15 protein-coding genes are annotated in these 20,336 nt (G+C 40.1%); 7 read left to right on the top strand and 8 right to left on the bottom strand.

The window, feature by feature from the left end; translation table 11 throughout:
- Positions 1-24: 24 nt before the first annotated feature.
- Positions 25-1,017, bottom strand: a complete 993-nt coding sequence (locus tag ACY3FQ_RS00770; RefSeq protein WP_234964968.1) for a DUF1852 domain-containing protein — start codon at positions 1,015-1,017, stop codon at positions 25-27.
- Between the two features lie 896 nt (positions 1,018-1,913).
- On the opposite strand from ACY3FQ_RS00770, the gene ACY3FQ_RS00765 reads away from it, so the two are divergent.
- Complete coding sequence (locus ACY3FQ_RS00765) at positions 1,914-3,212, top strand: dicarboxylate/amino acid:cation symporter (protein WP_489773517.1); 1,299 nt, start codon at positions 1,914-1,916, stop codon at positions 3,210-3,212.
- Positions 3,213-3,347: 135 nt separating this feature from the next.
- Here ACY3FQ_RS00765 and ACY3FQ_RS00760 read toward each other — a convergent pair whose 3' ends face one another.
- Positions 3,348-4,238, bottom strand: coding sequence for a LysR substrate-binding domain-containing protein (locus ACY3FQ_RS00760; RefSeq protein ID WP_489773516.1), 891 nt, complete (start codon positions 4,236-4,238; stop codon positions 3,348-3,350).
- A 137-nt stretch (positions 4,239-4,375) separates the two neighbouring features.
- Here ACY3FQ_RS00760 and ACY3FQ_RS00755 point away from each other — a divergent pair, with 137 nt between their 5' ends.
- Complete coding sequence (locus tag ACY3FQ_RS00755) at positions 4,376-5,794, top strand: aspartate ammonia-lyase (protein ID WP_178895764.1); 1,419 nt, start codon at positions 4,376-4,378, stop codon at positions 5,792-5,794.
- A gap of 208 nt (positions 5,795-6,002) precedes the next feature.
- On the opposite strand, the gene ssb is transcribed toward ACY3FQ_RS00755, so the two are convergent.
- The 3 genes from ssb to ACY3FQ_RS00740 all read right to left on the bottom strand — a co-directional run bounded on the left by ssb (position 6,003) and on the right by ACY3FQ_RS00740 (position 9,242).
- Entirely contained in the window at positions 6,003-6,587 is a 585-nt protein-coding gene (gene ssb, locus ACY3FQ_RS00750; RefSeq protein ID WP_004691666.1) for a single-stranded DNA-binding protein, read from the bottom strand.
- A 51-nt stretch (positions 6,588-6,638) separates the two neighbouring features.
- Positions 6,639-8,003: an MFS transporter gene (locus ACY3FQ_RS00745; RefSeq protein ID WP_004978200.1), complete on the bottom strand. Its 1,365-nt coding sequence runs from the start codon at positions 8,001-8,003 to the stop codon at positions 6,639-6,641.
- Positions 8,004-8,162: 159 nt separating this feature from the next.
- The gene (locus tag ACY3FQ_RS00740; RefSeq protein ID WP_489773515.1) at positions 8,163-9,242 is read right to left on the bottom strand and encodes a DUF475 domain-containing protein; all 1,080 of its coding nucleotides are present in this window, start codon (positions 9,240-9,242) and stop codon (positions 8,163-8,165) included.
- Positions 9,243-9,454: 212 nt separating this feature from the next.
- Between ACY3FQ_RS00740 and tenA the strand changes: the two genes are divergently transcribed.
- From tenA to uvrA, 4 genes are all read left to right on the top strand, one after another.
- Positions 9,455-10,129: a thiaminase II gene (gene tenA / locus ACY3FQ_RS00735; protein ID WP_004691671.1), complete on the top strand. Its 675-nt coding sequence runs from the start codon at positions 9,455-9,457 to the stop codon at positions 10,127-10,129.
- A 161-nt stretch (positions 10,130-10,290) separates the two neighbouring features.
- Positions 10,291-10,665, top strand: a complete 375-nt coding sequence (locus ACY3FQ_RS00730) for a hypothetical protein (RefSeq protein WP_159152714.1) — start codon at positions 10,291-10,293, stop codon at positions 10,663-10,665.
- On the top strand, positions 10,666-10,788 hold the full coding sequence (locus tag ACY3FQ_RS00725; RefSeq protein ID WP_289845600.1) for a hypothetical protein: 123 nt from the start codon (positions 10,666-10,668) through the stop codon (positions 10,786-10,788).
- 197 nt (positions 10,789-10,985) lie between these two features.
- Positions 10,986-13,817 (top strand): excinuclease ABC subunit UvrA, encoded by a 2,832-nt coding sequence (gene uvrA / locus ACY3FQ_RS00720; protein ID WP_159152715.1) that lies wholly within the window; start codon positions 10,986-10,988, stop codon positions 13,815-13,817.
- A gap of 231 nt (positions 13,818-14,048) precedes the next feature.
- Here the strand turns inward: uvrA and ACY3FQ_RS00715 are convergent, their stop codons facing one another.
- The gene (locus ACY3FQ_RS00715; RefSeq protein WP_159152716.1) at positions 14,049-14,516 is read right to left on the bottom strand and encodes an HIT family protein; all 468 of its coding nucleotides are present in this window, start codon (positions 14,514-14,516) and stop codon (positions 14,049-14,051) included.
- Between the two features lie 110 nt (positions 14,517-14,626).
- On the bottom strand, positions 14,627-16,336 hold the full coding sequence (locus tag ACY3FQ_RS00710) for a GGDEF domain-containing protein (protein ID WP_178895762.1): 1,710 nt from the start codon (positions 16,334-16,336) through the stop codon (positions 14,627-14,629).
- A gap of 1,084 nt (positions 16,337-17,420) precedes the next feature.
- Here ACY3FQ_RS00710 and omp33-36 point away from each other — a divergent pair.
- Entirely contained in the window at positions 17,421-18,293 is an 873-nt protein-coding gene (gene omp33-36 / locus ACY3FQ_RS00705) for a porin Omp33-36 (RefSeq protein WP_159152718.1), read from the top strand.
- 49 nt (positions 18,294-18,342) lie between these two features.
- Here the strand turns inward: omp33-36 and ACY3FQ_RS00700 are convergent, their stop codons facing one another.
- Positions 18,343-20,310, bottom strand: coding sequence for a BCCT family transporter (locus ACY3FQ_RS00700; protein WP_489773514.1), 1,968 nt, complete (start codon positions 20,308-20,310; stop codon positions 18,343-18,345).
- Positions 20,311-20,336: the final 26 nt, after the last annotated feature.

The raw sequence follows: 20,336 nt of genomic DNA, 5'->3' as shown, positions 1-20,336 counted from the left end.
TTTCAATATTCTATTTCAGTTAAATTAAGCAGCGTCGCTGTCTACGGTATAATTCGCAGCCCATTGCTCAAGGATGTCTTGATAAGGCTTAATAAAGTTCTCTTCCGTCCATTTACCTTGCTTAACCGCGAGCTGACCACGTTCAACACGGTCATAGACAATTTGTGTCAATGAGTAATCTGGATACTCTAGGCTGGCTTGATAGACTTGGGACGCTGATGAATTTGCATTGTAAATTTCAGGGCGATAAATCTTTTGGAAGGTTTCCATGGTGCTAATCGCACTGATCAATTCAAGATCGGTGTAATCACGCAGTAAATCACCCGCAAAATAGAATGCTAAAGGCGCAGCGCTCCCTTTTGGCATAAAGAAGCGAACCCTTAAGCCCATTTTATGGAAATACTCATCGGTACGTGAATATTCATCTTGTTTATACTCAACGCCTAAAACAGGATGCTCATTGGCAGTACGGTGGTACTTCTTCGCCGTTGAAACACTCAAACAAATCACAGGCTGTTGATTAAACTCTGCTTTAAAAGTCTCTGAGTTCACCAAGTATTGATACAGTTTGCCATGTAGATCACCAAAACCTTCAGGTGCATACGACGTCGAATTCTCTTTATTATGTTCTTTCAGCACAACGCTAAAATCGTAGTCACGTACATAAGACGAGAAGCTATTGCCAATCATGCCTTCAATACGTTGATGGGTATGATGATCATTAATCGTGCTTTTCAGCATTTCAATAATTGGGAAAGTTTGACCATTCCCTTCAATGTCTAAATTTGCAGAAATAATATCGATTTCAAGCGAATAACGATCACCATTCGGGTTATCTGTTTGTGCTAAGGCATTGAAACGATTATTAATCATACGAAGTGTATTACGTAGGTTCTGCTCACGACTTTCACCGCGCGCCAAGTTAGCAAAGTTCGTCGTTAGACGTGTGTTATCTGCTGGTTGATAGTTTTCATCAAAACGAATGCGTTTAATTGAACATGCAAACTCTGTACTCATGGCGATCTATTACCCTATATTTCTGCGATAAAACTGAATTTCTTTCATGCTCTTTCTAGAGGGTCCAATTTTCTTTTTTGGATATTTCTAGTGAATCATCTTTCCAGCCTTTTCAGTTTTTTCTGAGTATCAGGCTAAGAAGCAACGATGAATATGATCTATCGTTAAGAGCGTGGTTTAATTTATACCTGAATGATCACATGAATAAAAATGATTTAATCTCACACCAAAGTGAACTAAATTCATGTTTAGAAATTCTCTCACTTTAACAATCAATTATGCGTGGATAATTTTTGTGGATGTACGAAAGGAAAGAATGAAAACATCAAGCCCTCGTGCGTGAGCTGTGAAAAGTCATGATATTGCTCAATCAACGTCATCAACACGCTACATCTTTATTTTAATTATCTTTTTACATCAGCAACTTAAAGTCATGAGCTGATTATTAAAATATTAGATAAAACAGGCAATTCAATGGTTTTGTCTGTGGGAAAATGATGAGTGCAAGCTTGGTTTTGAGTTCTTGTATTTATTAACTTTGGCTCCTCTTTCTGACCTTGGCTCTTCCTCACAGAATCAGGAAATTTAATATCTTTCCTATCACCAATCAGAATTAAAAAAACAAACATTCGGTCGTTATATTAAAAACAGCTCACCTATATCAAGTAAAACTAAAGAATCATCTCATGCATTTTTTGCATAACTGAATTAAAAATTGCATTGTCGTTTTTTTTAAAAAAAAGTAACACTTGCCACAGCTAAATCCCCAATCGACGATTTAGCACTCAACACCTAAAGCAATGCCTCTATAAATTGATCAACATGGAATGTCATCAATGCCTTGCTACATCAGGCCAAAAGTTGATGAAAAGAAGATTAAAGAAGGAACGATAAGTATGAAGCAGAAGAAATTACTGAAATATATTCTGATTGCCATGATCTCAGGAATACTGATTGGCTGGGCTTTTCATAGCACTTTAACAACTGCACAAACCACAGAACTTGCCGCCTATTTTAAAATTGTGACTGATGTATTCTTAAGATTAATTAAAATGATTATTGCACCCTTAGTGTTTGCAACAATCGTTTCTGGTCTGCTCTCGATGGGAAAATCCTCTTCCTTGGGATCAATTACCTTAAAGGCCATGAGTTGGTTTATTGGTGCATCATTTATTTCACTTTTACTGGGCATGGGCTTAGCCAATTTATTCCAACCTGGCGCTGGGATGAATCTCACCGTTCCTCAAACAGCGGTTGATATCGGTGTCAGTGCGACAAGTCTGAGCTTAGAAAGCTTCATTACGCATATTTTCCCGCGTAGTTTTGCTGAAGCCATGGCCAATAATGAGGTATTACAGATTTTGGTTTTCTCAATTTTCTTTGGTTCCGCACTTGCCTATGTTCAACATCATAGTGAAGTGACCGTCATTGGTAAAATTATTGATGAACTCTGTAAGGTGATGTTCCGAATTACAGATTATGTCATGGCATTTGCCCCTATCGCCGTTTTTGCAGCCATTGCTTCAGCGATTACCATTCAAGGCCCTAAGCTGATTATCGATTATAGTATTTTCATTGGACAGTTCTATGTGGGACTACTGGTACTTTGGACTCTCCTGATTGCATTCGGCTATATCTTCTTGAAAAAAGATATTTTTAGATTGATGCGAATTGTGCGAGAACCCACCATGTTGGCCTTTGCGACCGCAAGTAGTGAATCGGCTTATCCAAAAACCATGGAAGCTTTGGATAAATTCGGTGTGCCTAAACGTATTACCAGTTTCGTGCTCCCTTTAGGTTATTCTTTCAACCTCGACGGCTCGATGATGTATATGGCATTTGCCGTGTTATTTATTGCACAAGCCTACAACATTGATTTAAGTTTTTCCCAGCAAGCACTCATACTCTTTACCCTCATGATTACGAGTAAAGGGATTGCAGGTGTTTCACGAGCATCCATTGTGGTGATTGCCTCCACTCTGGCCATGTTCAAACTTCCTGAAGCCGGTATTCTATTAATTTTAGCGATTGATCAGTTTTTAGATATGGGCCGTACGGCAACCAATGTGATTGGAAATAGTATTGCAACTGCCGTGATTGCACGTACTGAGGGCAATAAAGATGAGCTTACGGAGCAAGAAGGTATCATGGTGAACAACCTTCCTCCCGCAAATCAATTGGCCGATAATAGTTAGAATTATTTATAGAGAAAATAAAAGGTGATTTTTAAATAGTAAGTAAAGCCCTTTATTTACTATTCATAAAATCACCATATTTATTATTAACAATATGTTTCACAACGATTAACTAAAATAATTCATAAAATCCAATTATTTATTTTTCTGAATTAAAATATTCCAAATATAATTAATTCGATTTGAAAATGACATTTCTCGTTTAACCAGATAGACATCTTGAAATAAATAGTACTGCTTACCGTCCAGTACTTTTAATTTATTTTCTTGGATTTCTCTTTCAACCAATAATTTAGGCAGCCATGCCACACCTAAACCTTGTAATACCAACTCTTTTAAGTCACCTGCATTATCAGTCTCATATAAAGTTCTATAATCCAACCTATTTTCAATCGCTTCATCCACACAGTTTCTTAAATATGCTTGTTTACTATAAGACAACAAAGGAAATGACTGATCGAGTGAATATTTGGCAGTTCCGTCATGATCTAACGCCGTTACAGGGAGTATTTCCATTTCAACAATTTTATGAAATTCGAACAAAGAACGATCGAATTGTTCTAATGTTTTTTGATCACAATAACTGATTAAAAAATCACACGAGCCATCTTTTAATAAGCGCATCCCCTGTTTGAAATTTGAGGCAATAATTTCCAATTTTAAGTCCGTCATATCCATCGCTAACTCATGAATAAAGCGGGGGAAAAACTGGGTAATGAGCGAGTGTGACACTGCAAACTTGACGGTTAACTCATCATGTTTCACATTCTTTTCTAAATATTTTATTGTTGTAGTGAGTTGATTTTGTATGTTTTTTGCCGAAGCAAGTAAAACTTGGCCTGCTTCTGTGAAATCAATATTTTTACTATATCTTTTCAAAATTTGGAAACCCAATGAGTTTTCAATATTCTGAATTCTGCGCGTAAAGGCAGACTGCGTGACATGTCGTAGAGCTGCTGCTTGAGATATCGATTTTTCTTGCTCTAACGCAAGTAAATCTTCAATCCATCGAATTTCTAAAGTCATAACTCCTCATTCTTCACTCATCCTTTGATCAATTATAATCTATTATGCAAAAAATGCATGTAGTAATATATTTTTACATTAGAAAAAAAACCGTGCGCACTTTAATATCGATTTATTCGAGATTAGAGTCTATTTAAATGAACATTAAGATTAACACACGCGTTGAAAAGGATTTATTAGGACATAAAGAAATTCCTGCTCATTGCTATTATGGTGTACAAACTTTAAGAGCTTTAGAGAACTTTAATTTAAGTCCAAATAAACTCAATCAATTCCCTGTTTTTATTAATGCCCTTGCAATGGTTAAAGCTGCATGCGCAGAAGCTAACTTTAAAATCAATAAACTTGAAGAAAATAAATACAATGCTATTCAGTATGCATGTGAACAAATTATTAATTATAAATATCATGACCAATTTCCAATTGATATGATTCAAGGTGGTGCGGGAACATCCACCAATATGAATATCAATGAAGTACTGGCTAATATTGGATTAGAACATTTAGATCATTTAAAAGGTGAATATCAATATTTACATCCAAATAATGATATTAATATGTCTCAGTCAACCAATGACGTCTATCCAACGGCAATTAAAGTGGGTTTAATTTTTGCAATTGAGCAATTGAATAGCCCGTTTCAAAATTTAATTCAAAGTTTTAAGAATAAATCAGATGAGTTTTCGCATATCTTAAAAATGGGTCGTACCCAATTGCAAGATGCCGTTCCAATGACCTTGGGCCAAGAATTTGGCGCATTTGCAAATACCTTACAAAATGATTTAAACAAGCTCAATGACATCATGCCGTCTGCTTTAAGTGTTGTAAATTTGGGCGGAACAGCAATTGGAACAGGCATCAATACCGAAGTTAAGTATCGTGAATATGCCATCGCAGCGTTGTCTGAAATTACCCAAAAGCAGATCAGCAGTTCACCTGATTTAATCGAAGCAACCTCAGATATGGGGGATTTCGTTTTATTATCGAGCTTCTTAAAACGTACCGCGACTAAACTCTCAAAAATTGCCAATGACCTGCGTTTGCTTTCTAGTGGCCCTCGTACTGGTCTGAATGAAATCCATTTGGAACCGCGTCAACCGGGCAGCTCAATTATGCCTGGCAAAGTGAACCCTGTTATTCCAGAAGCAATGAATTTAGTGTGTTTTCAAGTGATTGCAAATGATTTGGCCATTACTTTGGCGGCCGAAGCAGGTCAGTTACAGCTCAATGCGATGGAGCCGTTAATTGCTTTTAAACTGTTCGAATCGATCGATTTGTTGGGTAAAGCGATGCAAATGTTCCAATACAAATGTATTGAAAACATCCGTGCCAATGCTGAACACTGTCAGGCAAATGTAGATAATTCAATCGGCATTATTACTGCACTCAACCCCTATTTGGGCTATGAAACAACGACTCGTATTGCAAAACAAGCCAATGAAACTGGTCAAAGTGTATTGGCTTTAATTAAAGCTGAAAACCTATTGTCTGATCAACTTTTGGCTGATGTGCTATCAATCAAAAATATGGTTCATCCTCAGCAATCTTTATCATGATTTATTAGCATTTCGTATTTTTAAAAAGGGATCTCATCAGAGGTCCCTTTTTTATAGAGAGAAAAAGTATGCTCTGTCACTCGTATTAGCTGAACATTTTTATTCTATAAAGCTCTTTTTAAATACCAAATTTGCCTAGCCATAAAAAAAGAACTTGATATAAATCAAGTTCTTTTTCACTTCATACAATATTTAGATATTGCACAAGTTAGAACGGAAGATCATCATCCATATCTGCTGGTGCTGCCGCAGGCGCTGACTGAGGAGCCGCCTTTGGTGCAAAACCGCTTGGGTTATTGTTCGCATAACCACTTTGTTGGTTGTTGCTATTACCCGCTGCTGGATTACCGCCATAACCGCCTTGGTTGTTGTTATTGTTATAACCACCACCTTGGTTATTGTTGAAACGTGGTTGTGCATAACCATCATTTCCGCCTTGCATTTGCTCGCCTTGCTGACGGTTGTTGTCGAGCATCTGCATTTGCTCACCACGAATTTCTGTGGTGTAGCGTTCTTGACCATTTTGATCTGTCCACTGACGAGTACGCAGTGAACCCTCAATATAAACTTTCGAACCTTTACGTAGGTATTGTTGCGCAATTTCACCTAGACGGTTGTGTAACACAATACGGTGCCATTCGGTTTGCTCTTTACGCTCACCGGTGCTTTTGTCTGTCCAAGAGTCGCTCGTTGCAATTGAAAACTGGGTCAACGAACCACCGTTTGGGAAAGTTTTCGTCTCTGGATCTCGGCCTAATGTGCCCACTAAAATAACTTTATTTACACCGCGCATCTGATGTTTACTTCCTATCTATTTCTATTATTTACTTTATAAGAGTTATGCTTAAATGGCTACCTCTTTCCCCAACAACTGCGTTAAATCTTGTCGCGTAGCATCATCTATTTGCTGCTTATCGACTTTTACATACGCTACTTGCTGATCAGACATCACCACGACCTCTTCAATACCACGAATCGCTAAAAGCTGTGAAGTCCATTCGTCCGTTTGTTTATGTTCAGGTAAACGCAATACCATCGAAGACAAATAGCGCGGTTGTGCCAAGCCAAAACTAATCAATAACCAAACAATCGCAAGTCCAGTCAGGATGCTCCAGCCCAAGGCTGTATTGTTTAACAGCAGCAACTGACCGCCTGTGACACCACCAAAGAATGCGCCTAAAAACTGGCTGCTGGCATTTACGCCCATCGCGGTGGCTTTAGACTGAATTGGCGCAGCTTTCGATAACCATGACGGCAGCAACGCTTCCATGACGTTAAAAGCAATAAAGAATAAGCCCAAACCTGTCAGCAAAATATACTTCGACTCAAAGCCAAAAATTAGGATGCCTAAACCTAAAATAATGCCGCCAATAGCCGTTAAAAAGATGCCTCGCATTTTGCGATATTTTTCAGCCAACACAATACTTGGAAAGGCAAAAAATAGGCTAATCACCAACAGCGGTAAATACACCCAGCCATGCGAATTTAGTGGAATTTTTGCAAAGTCGATGAGTTGCGATGGGACATAAATAAACATTGCCGTCAGCAATAAATGTAAGCTAAACACCGATACATGCAGACGGTTCAGATCGCCCATTTTTAAGACTTGTTTGAGCTGAGCCAAATAACCTTGTTGATAATTACGGTGATGGCGGGTGACTTTGGGCACCAAAAACAGCATCGAAATAGCTGCCAAACCCATGATGGTCGTTACCCAGAATAATCCTGAAATACCCACTAAACCCGTAAGCCACGGCCCCAAACTAAAAGCCACAGCAAAAGAAACCCCGATACTCATGCCCATGGTTGCCATGGCTTTCATACGGTTTTCTTCACGGGTCACATCCGCCAGTAGTGCCATCACCACCGCAGACACTGCACCACCACCCGCAATGGCACGACCAATAATCACCCCATAAATAGTGTCTGACATCGCTGCAATTGCACCGCCCAAAGCAAACAGGAGTAGCCCAAAAACCACCAAAGGCTTACGGCTATAACGGTCGGCAATCAAGCTAAAAGGAATCTGTAAAATGGCCTGTGTTAAGCCATAAATCCCCACAGCCAAACCGAGCAACGCAGGCGTTGCATATTCATAGGTCTGCCCTGCTACAGAAAATACAGGGATGATCATGAACAAACCCAACATGCGTAAGGCAAAAATACTGCTTAAGGCAAAAGTTGAACGACGTTCTAAAGCATTCATCATAAACGAGGACAGACTGTATTGAATTAATCTTGGATCAAGATTATAGGCTATTCAATCCGACTAGCGGCATGAATTTTATGTTTAATAAAAGCCTTCCTGATCTGAAAAACAAAAAGCGCAGCCTGAGCTGCGCTTTTCCGCGGTTTAAAGCAATCTGCTTTAAGCGGCTTGATGTTTTTTGTATTGAATAGAAGCAATAACAGCCCAAACAATAAAGGCCACACCAATTAAGCCTGTGACGACTTCTGGTACATGTAGACCTGTACCACTTGCCAGCATAATGAATGCTAAAGCACCAATCGCGTAGTGTGCACCATGCTCAAGGAAAACATAGGCATCCAAAGTCCCTTTATCGACCAAGTAAATGGTCATCGAACGCACGAAGATCGCACCAATCGCGAGACCCAGCATAATAATCACGACATCCGAAGTAATCGCAAACGCGCCAATTACGCCATCAAAACTGAACGATGCATCAAGTACTTCTAGGTATAAGAAACCACCAATACCTGCTTTGACTACCCCTGTGGTTGCGCCATTGGCATCATGCGTAACTGCATTGCCATCTTCATCAACTTCAGGTTCACCACCCAACAAATGACTCAAGACTTGTACGCCAATATAAACCACGATGCCCCAGATTCCCGCCATGGTCACCACCAGACGTTTGGCTTCATCGACATTGGCCGCCATCACCAAAAGTGCAATCAGTGCAAGGAATACCGACATTGCAGGAACATTGGCTAAGTTGGTCAAACGACGTTCTAACCAGCGGAACCAGTGTGTATCTTTCTCTTCATCTAAAAAGAAGTTTAAGAACACGAGTAACAAGAATGCACCACCAAACGCAGCAATTTCAGGGTGATGATCCATCAGACGTTGCGAGTAGGTTTTTGGATCATTCAAAGCCAGTTGTACGACTTCAACAAAGCCCATATCTGCAGTTACCGCCACAATTGCGACAGGGAAGATTAAACGCATACCAAATACAGCGACTAAAATACCCACCGTCAGGAACAACGTTTTCCAGAAATGATCCCAGCCACGTAACACAGATGCATTGACCACGGCATTATCAAAAGATAGCGAGACCTCCATCACCGCTAAAATTGCAGTAATGGTCAAAGCAGTAAACATGGTCTTTAAGCCCGCTTCTGGTCCATGGGTAAAACCCCAGTACGCAGATAACGCAAGACACACGATCGTAAAAATGATAGAGAAACCAAAATGTTTCATCATGACAGATCGACCTATAAAAAATTTGGAGATGAACGAAAACTTAAAAAAACAGGTTGAGTTTTATGGCCGCAATTATGACGCTTTTTAAGTCTGAAACCAAAACATCTTCGTTAATTTTTACTTATCTCACCGATGTACGGAGATGGATTGTTGTTCCGCGCAAACTGTTGTTATAGTCTTGCCCATATTTTGGCTTCCCTCAGGATCTAATCATGGCTTTTTCTCAAGACGTTTGGCAACGTAATGTCGACTTATATCAAAAAACACTGGCTTTACCTTTTAACCAAGAATTGGCTTCAGGCACACTTAATAAAGAAGCATTTTGTCATTATGTGATTCAAGATGCGCACTACTTGGTGGCTTATGGTCGTGCTTTAGCGGTGTGTGGTGCCAAAGCGTATGAGGCCGATGACATTATCCAGTTTAGCCAAGGAGCCAAAGAAGCGATTGTGGTGGAACGCAGTTTGCATGATGGCTTTATGAAAAATTTTGATATTTCAAAACAACAGTTTGAAGAAACACCTCTGACTTTGGCATGTCACCATTACACTTCATTTCTAACGGCAACAGCATGGTCTGAAAGCTACCCTGTGGTGTTAGCAGCGCTCTTACCTTGTTTTTGGATTTATGCTGAAGTCGGTAAAGACATTGTGGGTAACTCTATCGCCAACAACCCGTACCAAGCGTGGATTGATACTTACGCAGGTGAAGAATTCAACCAAGCAGTACGTAATGTAATTGCAACCATCGATAAAGTGGCTGCGCGTTGCGATGCAGACACTATTGAGAAAATGCATAAAGCCTACCGTAAAGGGGCTGAACTGGAATGGTTGTTCTGGGACAGCGCTTATAAACAGCAGCAATGGCTCGGTTTAGACCACGCTTAAAAGCGAAAATGATCCAAAAAGCCCTGAAACCTTCAGGGCTTTTTATTGACCGAATATCGTATTTTTTCAGAAGGCGCGATTGCTATTTTAAGCATTTAAAACTAAACTCTAGTAATGATAATAATTATCATTTGCATAATTAACTTTCGAGGGCCGTTCTCATGCATCCGGATACTCTTGGTACTGAAGCCATTCGTGCATTTTTTACCGTACAATGTTGCTGGCTAAATAACGAAGAAATTTACCTTGAAAAAGGCTGTTTACACTGCGGTTCTGCCGCGACCTATCTCATTTATTATACCAATCCACATATTCAAAAATTGATGTTGGCGTTTATTAAAAAATATCATTGCGTTTTAAGTCGAGAACAAGACTTACTCGACCTACCAGACTTTGAAAATGACTACGATGCCTTCTTGCAAACTCTTGAGCACAAAGTCAATTTCTATGCCCGTCTTCATCATGACATTATCCGTCCCTTTGCTTTTGAGACGGTCGATTCAATCTTTGAACGTCGTTATGCGCTAGCATGTTAAATGCTGCAAACACTACAACACTCTATCCCTGAAGGCGTATGGCAAACCAAAAATAGCACAACCATGATGCAACTTTTGCGCTGCGCCGAATGGGAGATCCACTCTTTTTTACGCAATGCGTAAACATCTTTCTATCTTCAGTCGCAGCCAATATCGATAGCTTGAGACTTGTTTCAACACTGAAATCTAGCTACAGTTTAGCAGCATCACTTTTCTTTTGGCCGACATGATTTGTCGCTATAAAATCATGTTTAACACTTGAATAAAGCATAAGTCGTTATCATATACCTCCTTCATCTGCACAATTTCGAGATAGTTTTATGAGCCAAAGTCATATCCGTATTCGAGGCGCACGTACCCATAACTTAAAAAATGTGAACCTTGATATTCCCCGCGACAAATTCGTGGTGATCACGGGACTTTCTGGTTCAGGTAAGTCATCGCTTGCATTTGATACGCTGTACGCCGAAGGCCAGCGTCGTTATGTCGAATCGCTCTCGGCCTATGCGCGCCAGTTCTTATCACAAATGGAAAAACCTGAAGTTGACTCAATTGAAGGTTTAAGCCCTGCCATTGCGATTGAACAGAAGTCAACCAGCCATAACCCACGCTCTACGGTGGGCACCATTACCGAAATTTATGACTATTTACGTCTACTCTACGCACGTGTCGGTACGCCATTTTGCCCAGAGCATGATTTGCCGATGGTGGCACAGACCGTATCGGAAATGGTCGATGCCGTAAAAGGATTGGATGAAGGGACAGCGCTGATGCTGCTTGCACCTGTGGTGCGTGAGCGTAAAGGTGAATATTCCAACCTGTTTGAACAGCTACAAAGTCAAGGTTTTGTACGGGCGCGCGTCGATGGTGAGATTGTTGATCTCGACCCAATTCCAGAACTCGATAAAAAGAAAAAACACACCATTGAAGTGGTGGTGGATCGTTTTAAAGTCCGTGATGACCTCGGCAACCGCATTGCAGAGTCTTTTGAAACGGCTCTACGTTTGGGCGGTGATATTGCGATTCTTTCGTGGATGAACGGTGAACACCCAGATCGGGTCTTTTCAGCTAAACACTCATGTCCAGAATGTGACCGCGCTGTTGCAGAACTTGAGCCCCGTTTATTTTCATTTAACAATCCCTTTGGTGCCTGCCCAACCTGTGATGGTTTAGGGACTCGTAGCCATTTTAGTGCCGAAAAACTCATTCCAAGTCCTGATGTGTCGATTAGCCAAGGCGCTATTCGTGGTTGGGACAGACAACGTCCGTACTACTACAGCATGATTGAAAAAGTGGCTGAGCATTTTAGCTTTTCTTTGGATACGCCTTGGAATGAACTGGATGCCGACACCAAAAAGAAATTTCTCTACGGCACAGGCAAAGAAAAAGTTGATTTAAGTTATATCGACGAACGGGGTCGTAAACATAATCGTGTACAACCTTTTGAAGGAATTTTGCCACATTTAGAACGTCGCTATCGTGAAACAGAGTCAAACTATGTTCGTGATGATTTGGCACAGTACCTGTCTAATGCGGCCTGTGATGCTTGCGGTGGATCACGTCTAAATGAAATTTCACGTCATGTTCGAGTAAAAGATAAAACCATCGCCCAAATTACCAAAATGTCGATTGGTGATGCTGAAAGTTATTATCAAGATTTAAATCTTGATGGCGCAAAAGGCGAAATTGCCGATAAAATCTTTAAAGAAATTCGTGAGCGCCTGCACTTTCTAGTCTCTGTTGGTTTGAATTATTTAAGTCTTTCTCGTTCAGCAGAAACCTTGTCTGGTGGTGAAGCGCAACGTATTCGTTTGGCTTCGCAAATCGGCGCAGGTTTGATGGGTGTGATGTATGTCCTCGATGAACCGTCGATTGGTCTGCATCAACGTGATAATGATCGTCTATTAGAAACCTTAGTCCGCTTACGTGATTTGGGGAATACTGTTTTAGTCGTTGAGCATGATGAAGATGCGATTCGTGCAGCAGATCATATTATCGATATTGGCCCTGGTGCTGGTATTCATGGTGGTCATGTGATTGCTGAAGGGACTTATGATGAAATCCTTGCGAATAGTGAATCTCTCACGGGTCAATATTTATCAGGCAAACTGAAAATTGAAGTACCGAAAAAACGTACTGAACCACCAAAGCCTGAAGAACAAATTAAATTGATGGGTGCTGCGGGTCATAACCTACAGAATGTGGATTTAACCATTCCTTTGGGTGTGATGACCTGTGTGACTGGTGTATCTGGTTCAGGTAAATCAACGTTGATTAATCGTACTTTATTGCCTTTAGCAGCAACACAGCTTAATGGTGCAACCACTTTAACGGCTGAAAAATTTGATTCAATTGATGGTCTGCAATTCCTTGATAAAGTGGTTGATATTGACCAAAGCCCGATTGGTCGTACACCTCGCTCTAACCCTGCAACGTATACGGGTTTGTTTACCCCAATTCGTGAATTGTTTGCGCAAACGCCTGAAGCCAAAGCACGTGGTTATGCTGCGGGACGTTTCTCGTTTAACGTGAAAGGTGGTCGTTGTGAAGCCTGTGAAGGTGACGGCATGATCAAAGTGGCTATGCACTTTTTACCTGATATGTATGTGCCGTGTGATAACTGTCATGGTGAACGCTATAACCGTGAAACTTTAGAAGTTGGGTATAAAGGGAAGAATATTTCCGATGTACTGAATATGACGGTTGAAGATGCCATGCATTTCTTTGATGCGATTCCTGTGATTCACCGTCGTTTGGAAACGTTAAATCAAGTCGGTTTAGGCTATATTCGTTTAGGTCAGTCTGCAACGACACTGTCAGGTGGTGAAGCGCAACGTGTGAAATTAGCACGTGAATTGGCAAAACGTGATACGGGTAAAACGTTGTATATCTTGGATGAACCCACTACAGGTCTACATTTCCATGACATTGCTAAACTGTTAGATATCCTCCATGAGCTTCGTAATAAGGGCAATACTATTGTGGTGATTGAGCATAATTTGGATGTGATCAAAACTGCTGACTGGGTGATTGATTTGGGCCCTGAAGGTGGTGCAGGTGGTGGGATGATTATTGCGCAAGGTACACCTGAGCATGTGGTGAAATCTAAAGTTTCACATACTGCGAAGTTTTTGAAGCCGTTGTTGAAGTGATTCTGGGATTCTCCCACTTTAAGAGGGGGAGGATTTCCTCCTTCCACATAACAGGCGACATGAATGTCGCCTGTTTGACTATGCTCAAGGGACTGAACATTAGTTAAACAAGTGGGTTTTGTCACTTTTGCCCAGTAAAAATGAGATAACGCTACACAATAGCAATTATGCCAGCAATCCAGTACGAAGATGCTCTAAAACGATAGTCATTAATACCAATCGTTCAACTTATTATTCAAAAGCTCGAATCTGCTCAGCAAGCAAAGCCAACTCTTCATCATTTGCCCGCTGAAAATCATGTGATGAAATATAGCCTTCGTACTGCTCAAAGTATTTATCAACATTAGAATTTACAGCTTTCCAGTTTTCATGCACTTGCATAGTTCCATGCATAGGGAACAATTTTGCATGTATATGATCGACACCAAAACCTTCAAATACCATTGCGGTACGTCCAACGTCTTCAAAGAATCCATCTAACTTTTTCGCAATTTTCTTGGTATAGAGTATTAACCCAGTTAAAACATCATCATCTAAATCAAAAGCATAACTTGCATAATGCTTTTTCGGGATCACAACCGTTGCGCCTAATGTATTTGGAAAGATAGTCAAAAAAGCCATATAGTCATCATTGCTATCAATGACGTGGCAAGGTATTTTATTTTGAATCATCTGACAAAAAATACAGCCTTCGCTCACGTTTAGCTCCTTCTATTATTATCAAATTTAATTTAAACACAGACTTCTATTGAGTTATATCACCCTGGTTTTTTTGATATTTCCAGTAGCTAAGAATTTCACAAATAAACTCAACTCGCCACCTTATTTTTACCCTGCTCTTTGGCTTGAAACAAAGCACGATCGGCTTTTTCTAACAGTGCCATCCAACTGGTCGCACCAATTGCGACCCCAATACTAATACTAACTTTTAAATCAGGGCAACGTACATTATCAAGTGGCTTCGCTTCATAAATCTCAGAACGAATCTTTTCCGCAATTTTTAAAGCGCGCTCCATTCCAACATTTTCAATCAGCACAATAAATTCATCGCCACCGTAACGTACCAACAAGTCAGATGTCCGAATATTTTCTTTTAATTTTTCAACCACAAACTGAATCACCTGATCCCCCATCAGATGTCCATACACATCGTTGACCTGTTTAAAATGATCGATATCGATCACCATTAAACAAGTTTCCGAAAACTGAGTCGGCTGATTTTCCAAAAGTTTAATGTATTCATTCAGCGCATAACGGTTTGCAACCCCGGTTAATGAATCCAAATGCGCAATATTCTTGAGTCGAAACTCCAACGCATCTCGCTGCTGAAGCGTCTGTTTTAACTGCTGAATTGCTGTAAATAAAGAATACATATTGGCGGGTTGATCTTTGGTATCCATCGGGTTGGGGCGAATACTTGAATGGGATAAATCAAACAGAATTTCACGCGCTTGAATGAGTGGACTAAACACTCTCTTGCGCGCATAGATCATGGTAAACAGTGCCGCAAAAATTGAAATCAGTGAAATACCCACCGTTGTGAGCAAAATATTTTGTGCTTTATGCTTTTCGATAATGGCTTTTTCAACGCTATATTTGAGTAAATAATTTTGCAATTCCACCACGGTCGAAAATTTATCAACGATTGCTTCAGTTAACTGTGTCCCTGTTAAATAGTACGGTCGATGGTAAATACTTTCATTCATCAAGCGCTCTACGATTAATAGCCCTTTGGCTAAAAACTCGTTATAAACCGCTTGATGCAGCACTTTAAATTCTTCGGTTTTATCACGCTCGGGCTGTAAGGTATCAATGAGTTCCCACAAATACATCACTTGCCTCCGAGTCTGTAAAGAACGCGCTAAATTGGTTTCAGGAATCGGTTGTTTAAAAGCCACATGTGCCATCACATTGGATGCAGCACGACCGGCCTGATCACGTAAGTCCGCTAATAATAAAATTTGGACATAGAAGTTTGAAACAGCGGTGTCTTTGCCTTCAGATACAGCGATTACGTCTTTTAAAACATCATGACTACGATCCCAAGCACTAAACATTTTTAGGATGGCTTGATCCATGGTCTCGGCATTACGTTGCTCACGTGGTAGAGCTGCATAGGCATCTACCTGTTGTCTGCCTTGCATTAAAGCTTCATCTAAACGGTCAACTAAACTTAAATCTAAATTTGGGAGGTTCGAGTGCTTTAAAACCTCTAAAGTCTTTTTCATCTGCTCATCCACCGTGAGCCGATATAGTTTTAACTCAAGCACGTGTTTGGCAAAGTCTTGTTGATTACTCGACATGAGTTTGTTGGCTGGTGCACGCTCTCGTGAAATCTTATTGGCCAAGTCTGCAACAGCCTGTAAGGCTTGTATTTCAGTTAAAGCTTGGTTGGTTTTGTTGTAATCACGATAACTTTTAACTATCAACGGAATGGATAAGCTGCACAATGACAAAATAATAATGCTCATTGCAATATACAGCTTTTGACTCAAATACTCAGAGCGTATTTCTCGCATACTTCAACCACGCCCCCATTCCCAAATAAAAGAAAACTAAATTAACTGTTTATTATACGAACAGTATATCGTGTATTTAAGTGATTAATTCTTTGTTTTGCATCGTTTTAAGATTTCATCATCCCCAAATGATCACAGCTAAACTTTCACTCACCTATGAAAGCTGAGTCAATCCATCCTTAATAATATTCATGTTTAGTGTGAATTTCATTCAATATTTTTAATTCCCATTTTTTAAAGTTCCTATATTTACATATGCAACATTTAAGTGCATAATGCACAGTATTGGAGCGAATTAGAGTATATCCTCAGCAAATATTCTAATTTTCCCACAAATTTTGGCGGAAAAAACCAACTTCTCTTAGAAGTTGGTTTTTTTTTGCTCGAATAAAAGTTTTTAATGAAAAATACAGCCCCACATTTGCACCATTATTGTGCATTAAATTCCAATAGATTTTTATTAGAAAAAAGAAGATCTCGAAAATTTAAATAAAAAAAAGCCCAACCTTGGGGAAAGTTGGGCAGATAAACAAAAACTGTTTGAGGAGAATTAGCTTCTCACAAAACAACAATATTGTTAAATGATTCGCTAAAATTATTATGAAATAAATCCGTTCACTTGTAAAGCCAACTAAAGCACTATGGATTAACACAACGCTATAATTAGCGTGAAAATTATCACAAATACTCGGCGGATATGTACATTATGCAAGCAAAAAACGAGCTTTTTGCGCTAATTTTAGGCGTTTTTTAGATTTAGGACACAAAAACGCCTATATTTAAGGTGCTTTATTTAACTTTTTTACCGTTTATATCTATATATTCAATCTAATTTACCAATTAAAAATCAAGTTCAGTACAATTCATTTTCCTGCATTCTCTGTTTTCTAAATAGGTATACCCTATTGTTCTGCTGTAAGTTTTTTTTGGTTGACATGGATACACTCAATTGAGTAATTTTTAACCTATAACACAGCTAGAGTAATTACTCAATAATATAATACCATTAGAGCTCATTGACTTAATAAATTGTTACAATAGAATAGCCTTAGTTTAATCCAATGTTAACAATCTGGTAAATATCATGAAAAAACTCGGTTTAGCCACTGCTTTATTATTAGCCATGACCGGTGCTCAAGCATACCAATTCGAAGTACAAGGTCAATCTGAATACATCGATGCATCTGATGCAAATGACAAAGATTTTACTGGCGGTTTACAAGGTACTTTCTACTTTAAAGATGTTGATTCATCTAAAGGTCCTTTAGCTGAAGCAGCTTTCTTAAACCAAGCATCTAATTTATCTGTAGCGTATAACTATGCTGAACTAGATGCTGACGTAGTTGCTCACAACTATGGCGCTAAAGCTGAAGCTTATGTACCAACTAAATTCGTTCCTGCTTATGCAAGCGCGTCTTACAGCCACACTATTCTTGATGGTAAAAACGGCGAGTCAAATGACCAAGGCGACCGTTATGCTCTTGAAGTGGGTGCTTTAGCTGCTCCAAACTTCTTGGTTGCTGTAGGTTATACTAGCGTTGCTGACCAATTTGCTCTTGATGCGTTCAACGTAATGAGCAATGGCGCGGTTAAAGCTGTTGGTGAAACTGTAACAATCGGTGATGACCAAGACGCGATTACTGCACGTACTAAATACGTAGGTAACATCGACGGTACTAACATGGCGCTTGGCTTAGAAGCTGGCCTTGTTTATGGTGATGACACTGCTTACCAATTAAAAACTGACCTTTACTTAACACCTGCGTTAAGTGTTGGTGCTTCTTATGTTGAATCAAGCTTTGCTGGTACTCCAGATTCAGCTTGGGGTGCAAACGTTAACTACTTCATCACTCCAGCAGTTGCTGTAGGCGCAAGCTATGTAAATGCTAACGCTAAAGACAATACTGAGAATCTCGATACACAAACTGTTGGCGTAAACGCTAAATTCCGCTTCTAATTCAATTTAGAAACTGAATAGAAAAAAGGACGCTTTAAGCGTCCTTTTTTTAGTTTGTGGCTCTGACTAAATTTAAAAAATGTAAATGACGCTCATATTGGTCAATAATATCTTGCAAGAGATCATCTAAAGTCCAATCCATTACATCATAATTCTGCCCGCCTTCTCTTAAGAAAACCTCAGCCTGATAAAACTGCTGTTCCTCCAGTCGATCCGCCATAAATCTAGGAGGCTGGGTTTCACGGGCAACCACCTGATAGATGAAGTTAATTTCATTATGGTGATCTACGCGTAACTGCAAGCCATGCTCAATCGGTTGAATGGTCACATCTAGCTGACGGCGCTGAAATTCCTTTTGCACCGCTGAAAATGCATGTTGTACTTGCTGACCAATGAATTCTTCAACCTCAGACTGGGTATGCGGATAATGCATAATCAGACCTAGACGTTGTTGCCAACTGCGTGGATTTTGAATCGCACGTGGCGTGATTCGCGCATCTTGTAGTGCACGCATTTTGGTGACATCCAAACGCAGTGCTTTCACTAAGCCCCAACAGACCAGTAACATAATCAAAGTAAAGGGCAAGGCACTCATAATTGTGGCCGATTGTAAGGCTGAAAGTCCGCCTGCCATCAGTAAGATTATCGACAGTAACGCAATCAAAATGGTCCAAAATAGCCTTTGCCATAAGGGTGAATTTTCTGTTTCTGCGGTTAAGTAATCAATCACCAATGAGCCTGAGTCGGCTGAAGTCACAAAGAATAGCACCACCAGAACAGTCGCAATCAGGCTCGATATTTGAGAGAAAGGTAAATGGGTCAAAAATTCAAACAGTGCGACGGATGAATCTTGTTGTACCGCTGAGATTAACGAAGTGTGCCCATCTTGAATAATACTGAACAGCGCTGCATTCCCCATGAAGCCCATCCAAATTAGGGTAAAACCTGTAGGAATGAACAACACACCGACAATGAACTCACGAATAGTTCGTCCTTTAGACACTCGGGCAATAAACATTCCCACAAAAGGAGACCACGAAATCCACCACGCCCAATACATAATGGTCCAACCCCCAATCCAACCATTAGGTTGGTAGGCATACAGGTTGAAGGTCATCGTGAACAGATTGGATACATATTGCCCTGCATTTTGAATGCTGGTTTGTAAGATATAAATAGAAGAACTGGCAAAAAACACAAATAACAGTAAAACCACTGCCAGCACCAAGTTCAATTCAGACAGCCGCTTAATGCCTTTGTCCAAACCAAAACCGACTGAGAGCGAAGCTAAAGAAGTGACAAAGATAATCAGCCCGACCTGAATACCAATACTTTGCTGGATACCAAATAAATAATTCAGTCCCGAATTAATTTGGGTTACTCCAAAACCAAGTGTGGTAGCGATCCCGAAAATGGTACCTAAGGTTGCAAAGGTATCGACCGCGTCTCCCGTTGCACCATAGATTTTTTTACCCACCAAAGGATATAAAGCGGAGCGAACTTTTAAAGGCAAATTATGTCGGAAAGAGAAATAGGCCAGTGACAAGCCCACAAGTGCATAAATGGCCCATGCATGTAATCCCCAGTGGAAAAAGGTGATCCACATCGCTTGTTGTGCGGCATCTACGGTTTGCCCATCCCCTGTGGGCGGGTTGACATAGTGCATCACGGGTTCAGCGACACCGAAGAACATCAAGCCGATCCCCATCCCAGCGGTAAACAGCATAGCAAACCAAGAACCACTGCTATATTCAGGCAGACTATGATCAGGACCGAGTTTGATTTTCCCCATATCGGAGAGCGCAATAAAGATCAGTAAGATCAGAAATAACGCAACGGCTAAAACATAAAACCAGCTAAATGAATCAATAATCCATTGATTTAAATTTTTGGTTAAAGCCTCAAAACCACTTGGGTCAAAAAGAATTAAGGCCAAAAAAAGCACTAGAATCAGGACAGTGCTGAGAAATACATTCCGTTTGATGTTTGCAAACAGCGATGGTTTTATGGAAGGCATAATTCCCCCAGAAAATTAATTTTAGT

Source organism: Acinetobacter sp. AB03 (genome assembly GCF_058107045.1).
The sequence above is the reverse complement of the archived record's forward strand: the minus strand, read 5'-3'. Positions and strand labels throughout refer to the sequence as shown.

What these genes read in the sequence shown, in the direction of transcription:
- ACY3FQ_RS00770 (WP_234964968.1), bottom strand. Translation starts at nt 1,017, where the DNA reads ATGAGTACAGAGTTTGCATGTTCAATTAAACGCATTCGTTTTGATGAA.
- ACY3FQ_RS00765 (WP_489773517.1), top strand. Translation starts at nt 1,914, where the DNA reads ATGAAGCAGAAGAAATTACTGAAATATATTCTGATTGCCATGATCTCA.
- ACY3FQ_RS00760 (WP_489773516.1), bottom strand. Translation starts at nt 4,238, where the DNA reads ATGACTTTAGAAATTCGATGGATTGAAGATTTACTTGCGTTAGAGCAA.
- ACY3FQ_RS00755 (WP_178895764.1), top strand. Translation starts at nt 4,376, where the DNA reads ATGAACATTAAGATTAACACACGCGTTGAAAAGGATTTATTAGGACAT.
- ssb (WP_004691666.1), bottom strand. Translation starts at nt 6,587, where the DNA reads ATGCGCGGTGTAAATAAAGTTATTTTAGTGGGCACATTAGGCCGAGAT.
- ACY3FQ_RS00745 (WP_004978200.1), bottom strand. Translation starts at nt 8,003, where the DNA reads ATGATGAATGCTTTAGAACGTCGTTCAACTTTTGCCTTAAGCAGTATT.
- ACY3FQ_RS00740 (WP_489773515.1), bottom strand. Translation starts at nt 9,242, where the DNA reads ATGATGAAACATTTTGGTTTCTCTATCATTTTTACGATCGTGTGTCTT.
- tenA (WP_004691671.1), top strand. Translation starts at nt 9,455, where the DNA reads ATGGCTTTTTCTCAAGACGTTTGGCAACGTAATGTCGACTTATATCAA.
- ACY3FQ_RS00730 (WP_159152714.1), top strand. Translation starts at nt 10,291, where the DNA reads ATGCATCCGGATACTCTTGGTACTGAAGCCATTCGTGCATTTTTTACC.
- ACY3FQ_RS00725 (WP_289845600.1), top strand. Translation starts at nt 10,666, where the DNA reads ATGCTGCAAACACTACAACACTCTATCCCTGAAGGCGTATGGCAAACC.
- uvrA (WP_159152715.1), top strand. Translation starts at nt 10,986, where the DNA reads ATGAGCCAAAGTCATATCCGTATTCGAGGCGCACGTACCCATAACTTA.
- ACY3FQ_RS00710 (WP_178895762.1), bottom strand. Translation starts at nt 16,336, where the DNA reads ATGCGAGAAATACGCTCTGAGTATTTGAGTCAAAAGCTGTATATTGCA.
- omp33-36 (WP_159152718.1), top strand. Translation starts at nt 17,421, where the DNA reads ATGAAAAAACTCGGTTTAGCCACTGCTTTATTATTAGCCATGACCGGT.
- ACY3FQ_RS00700 (WP_489773514.1), bottom strand. Translation starts at nt 20,310, where the DNA reads ATGCCTTCCATAAAACCATCGCTGTTTGCAAACATCAAACGGAATGTA.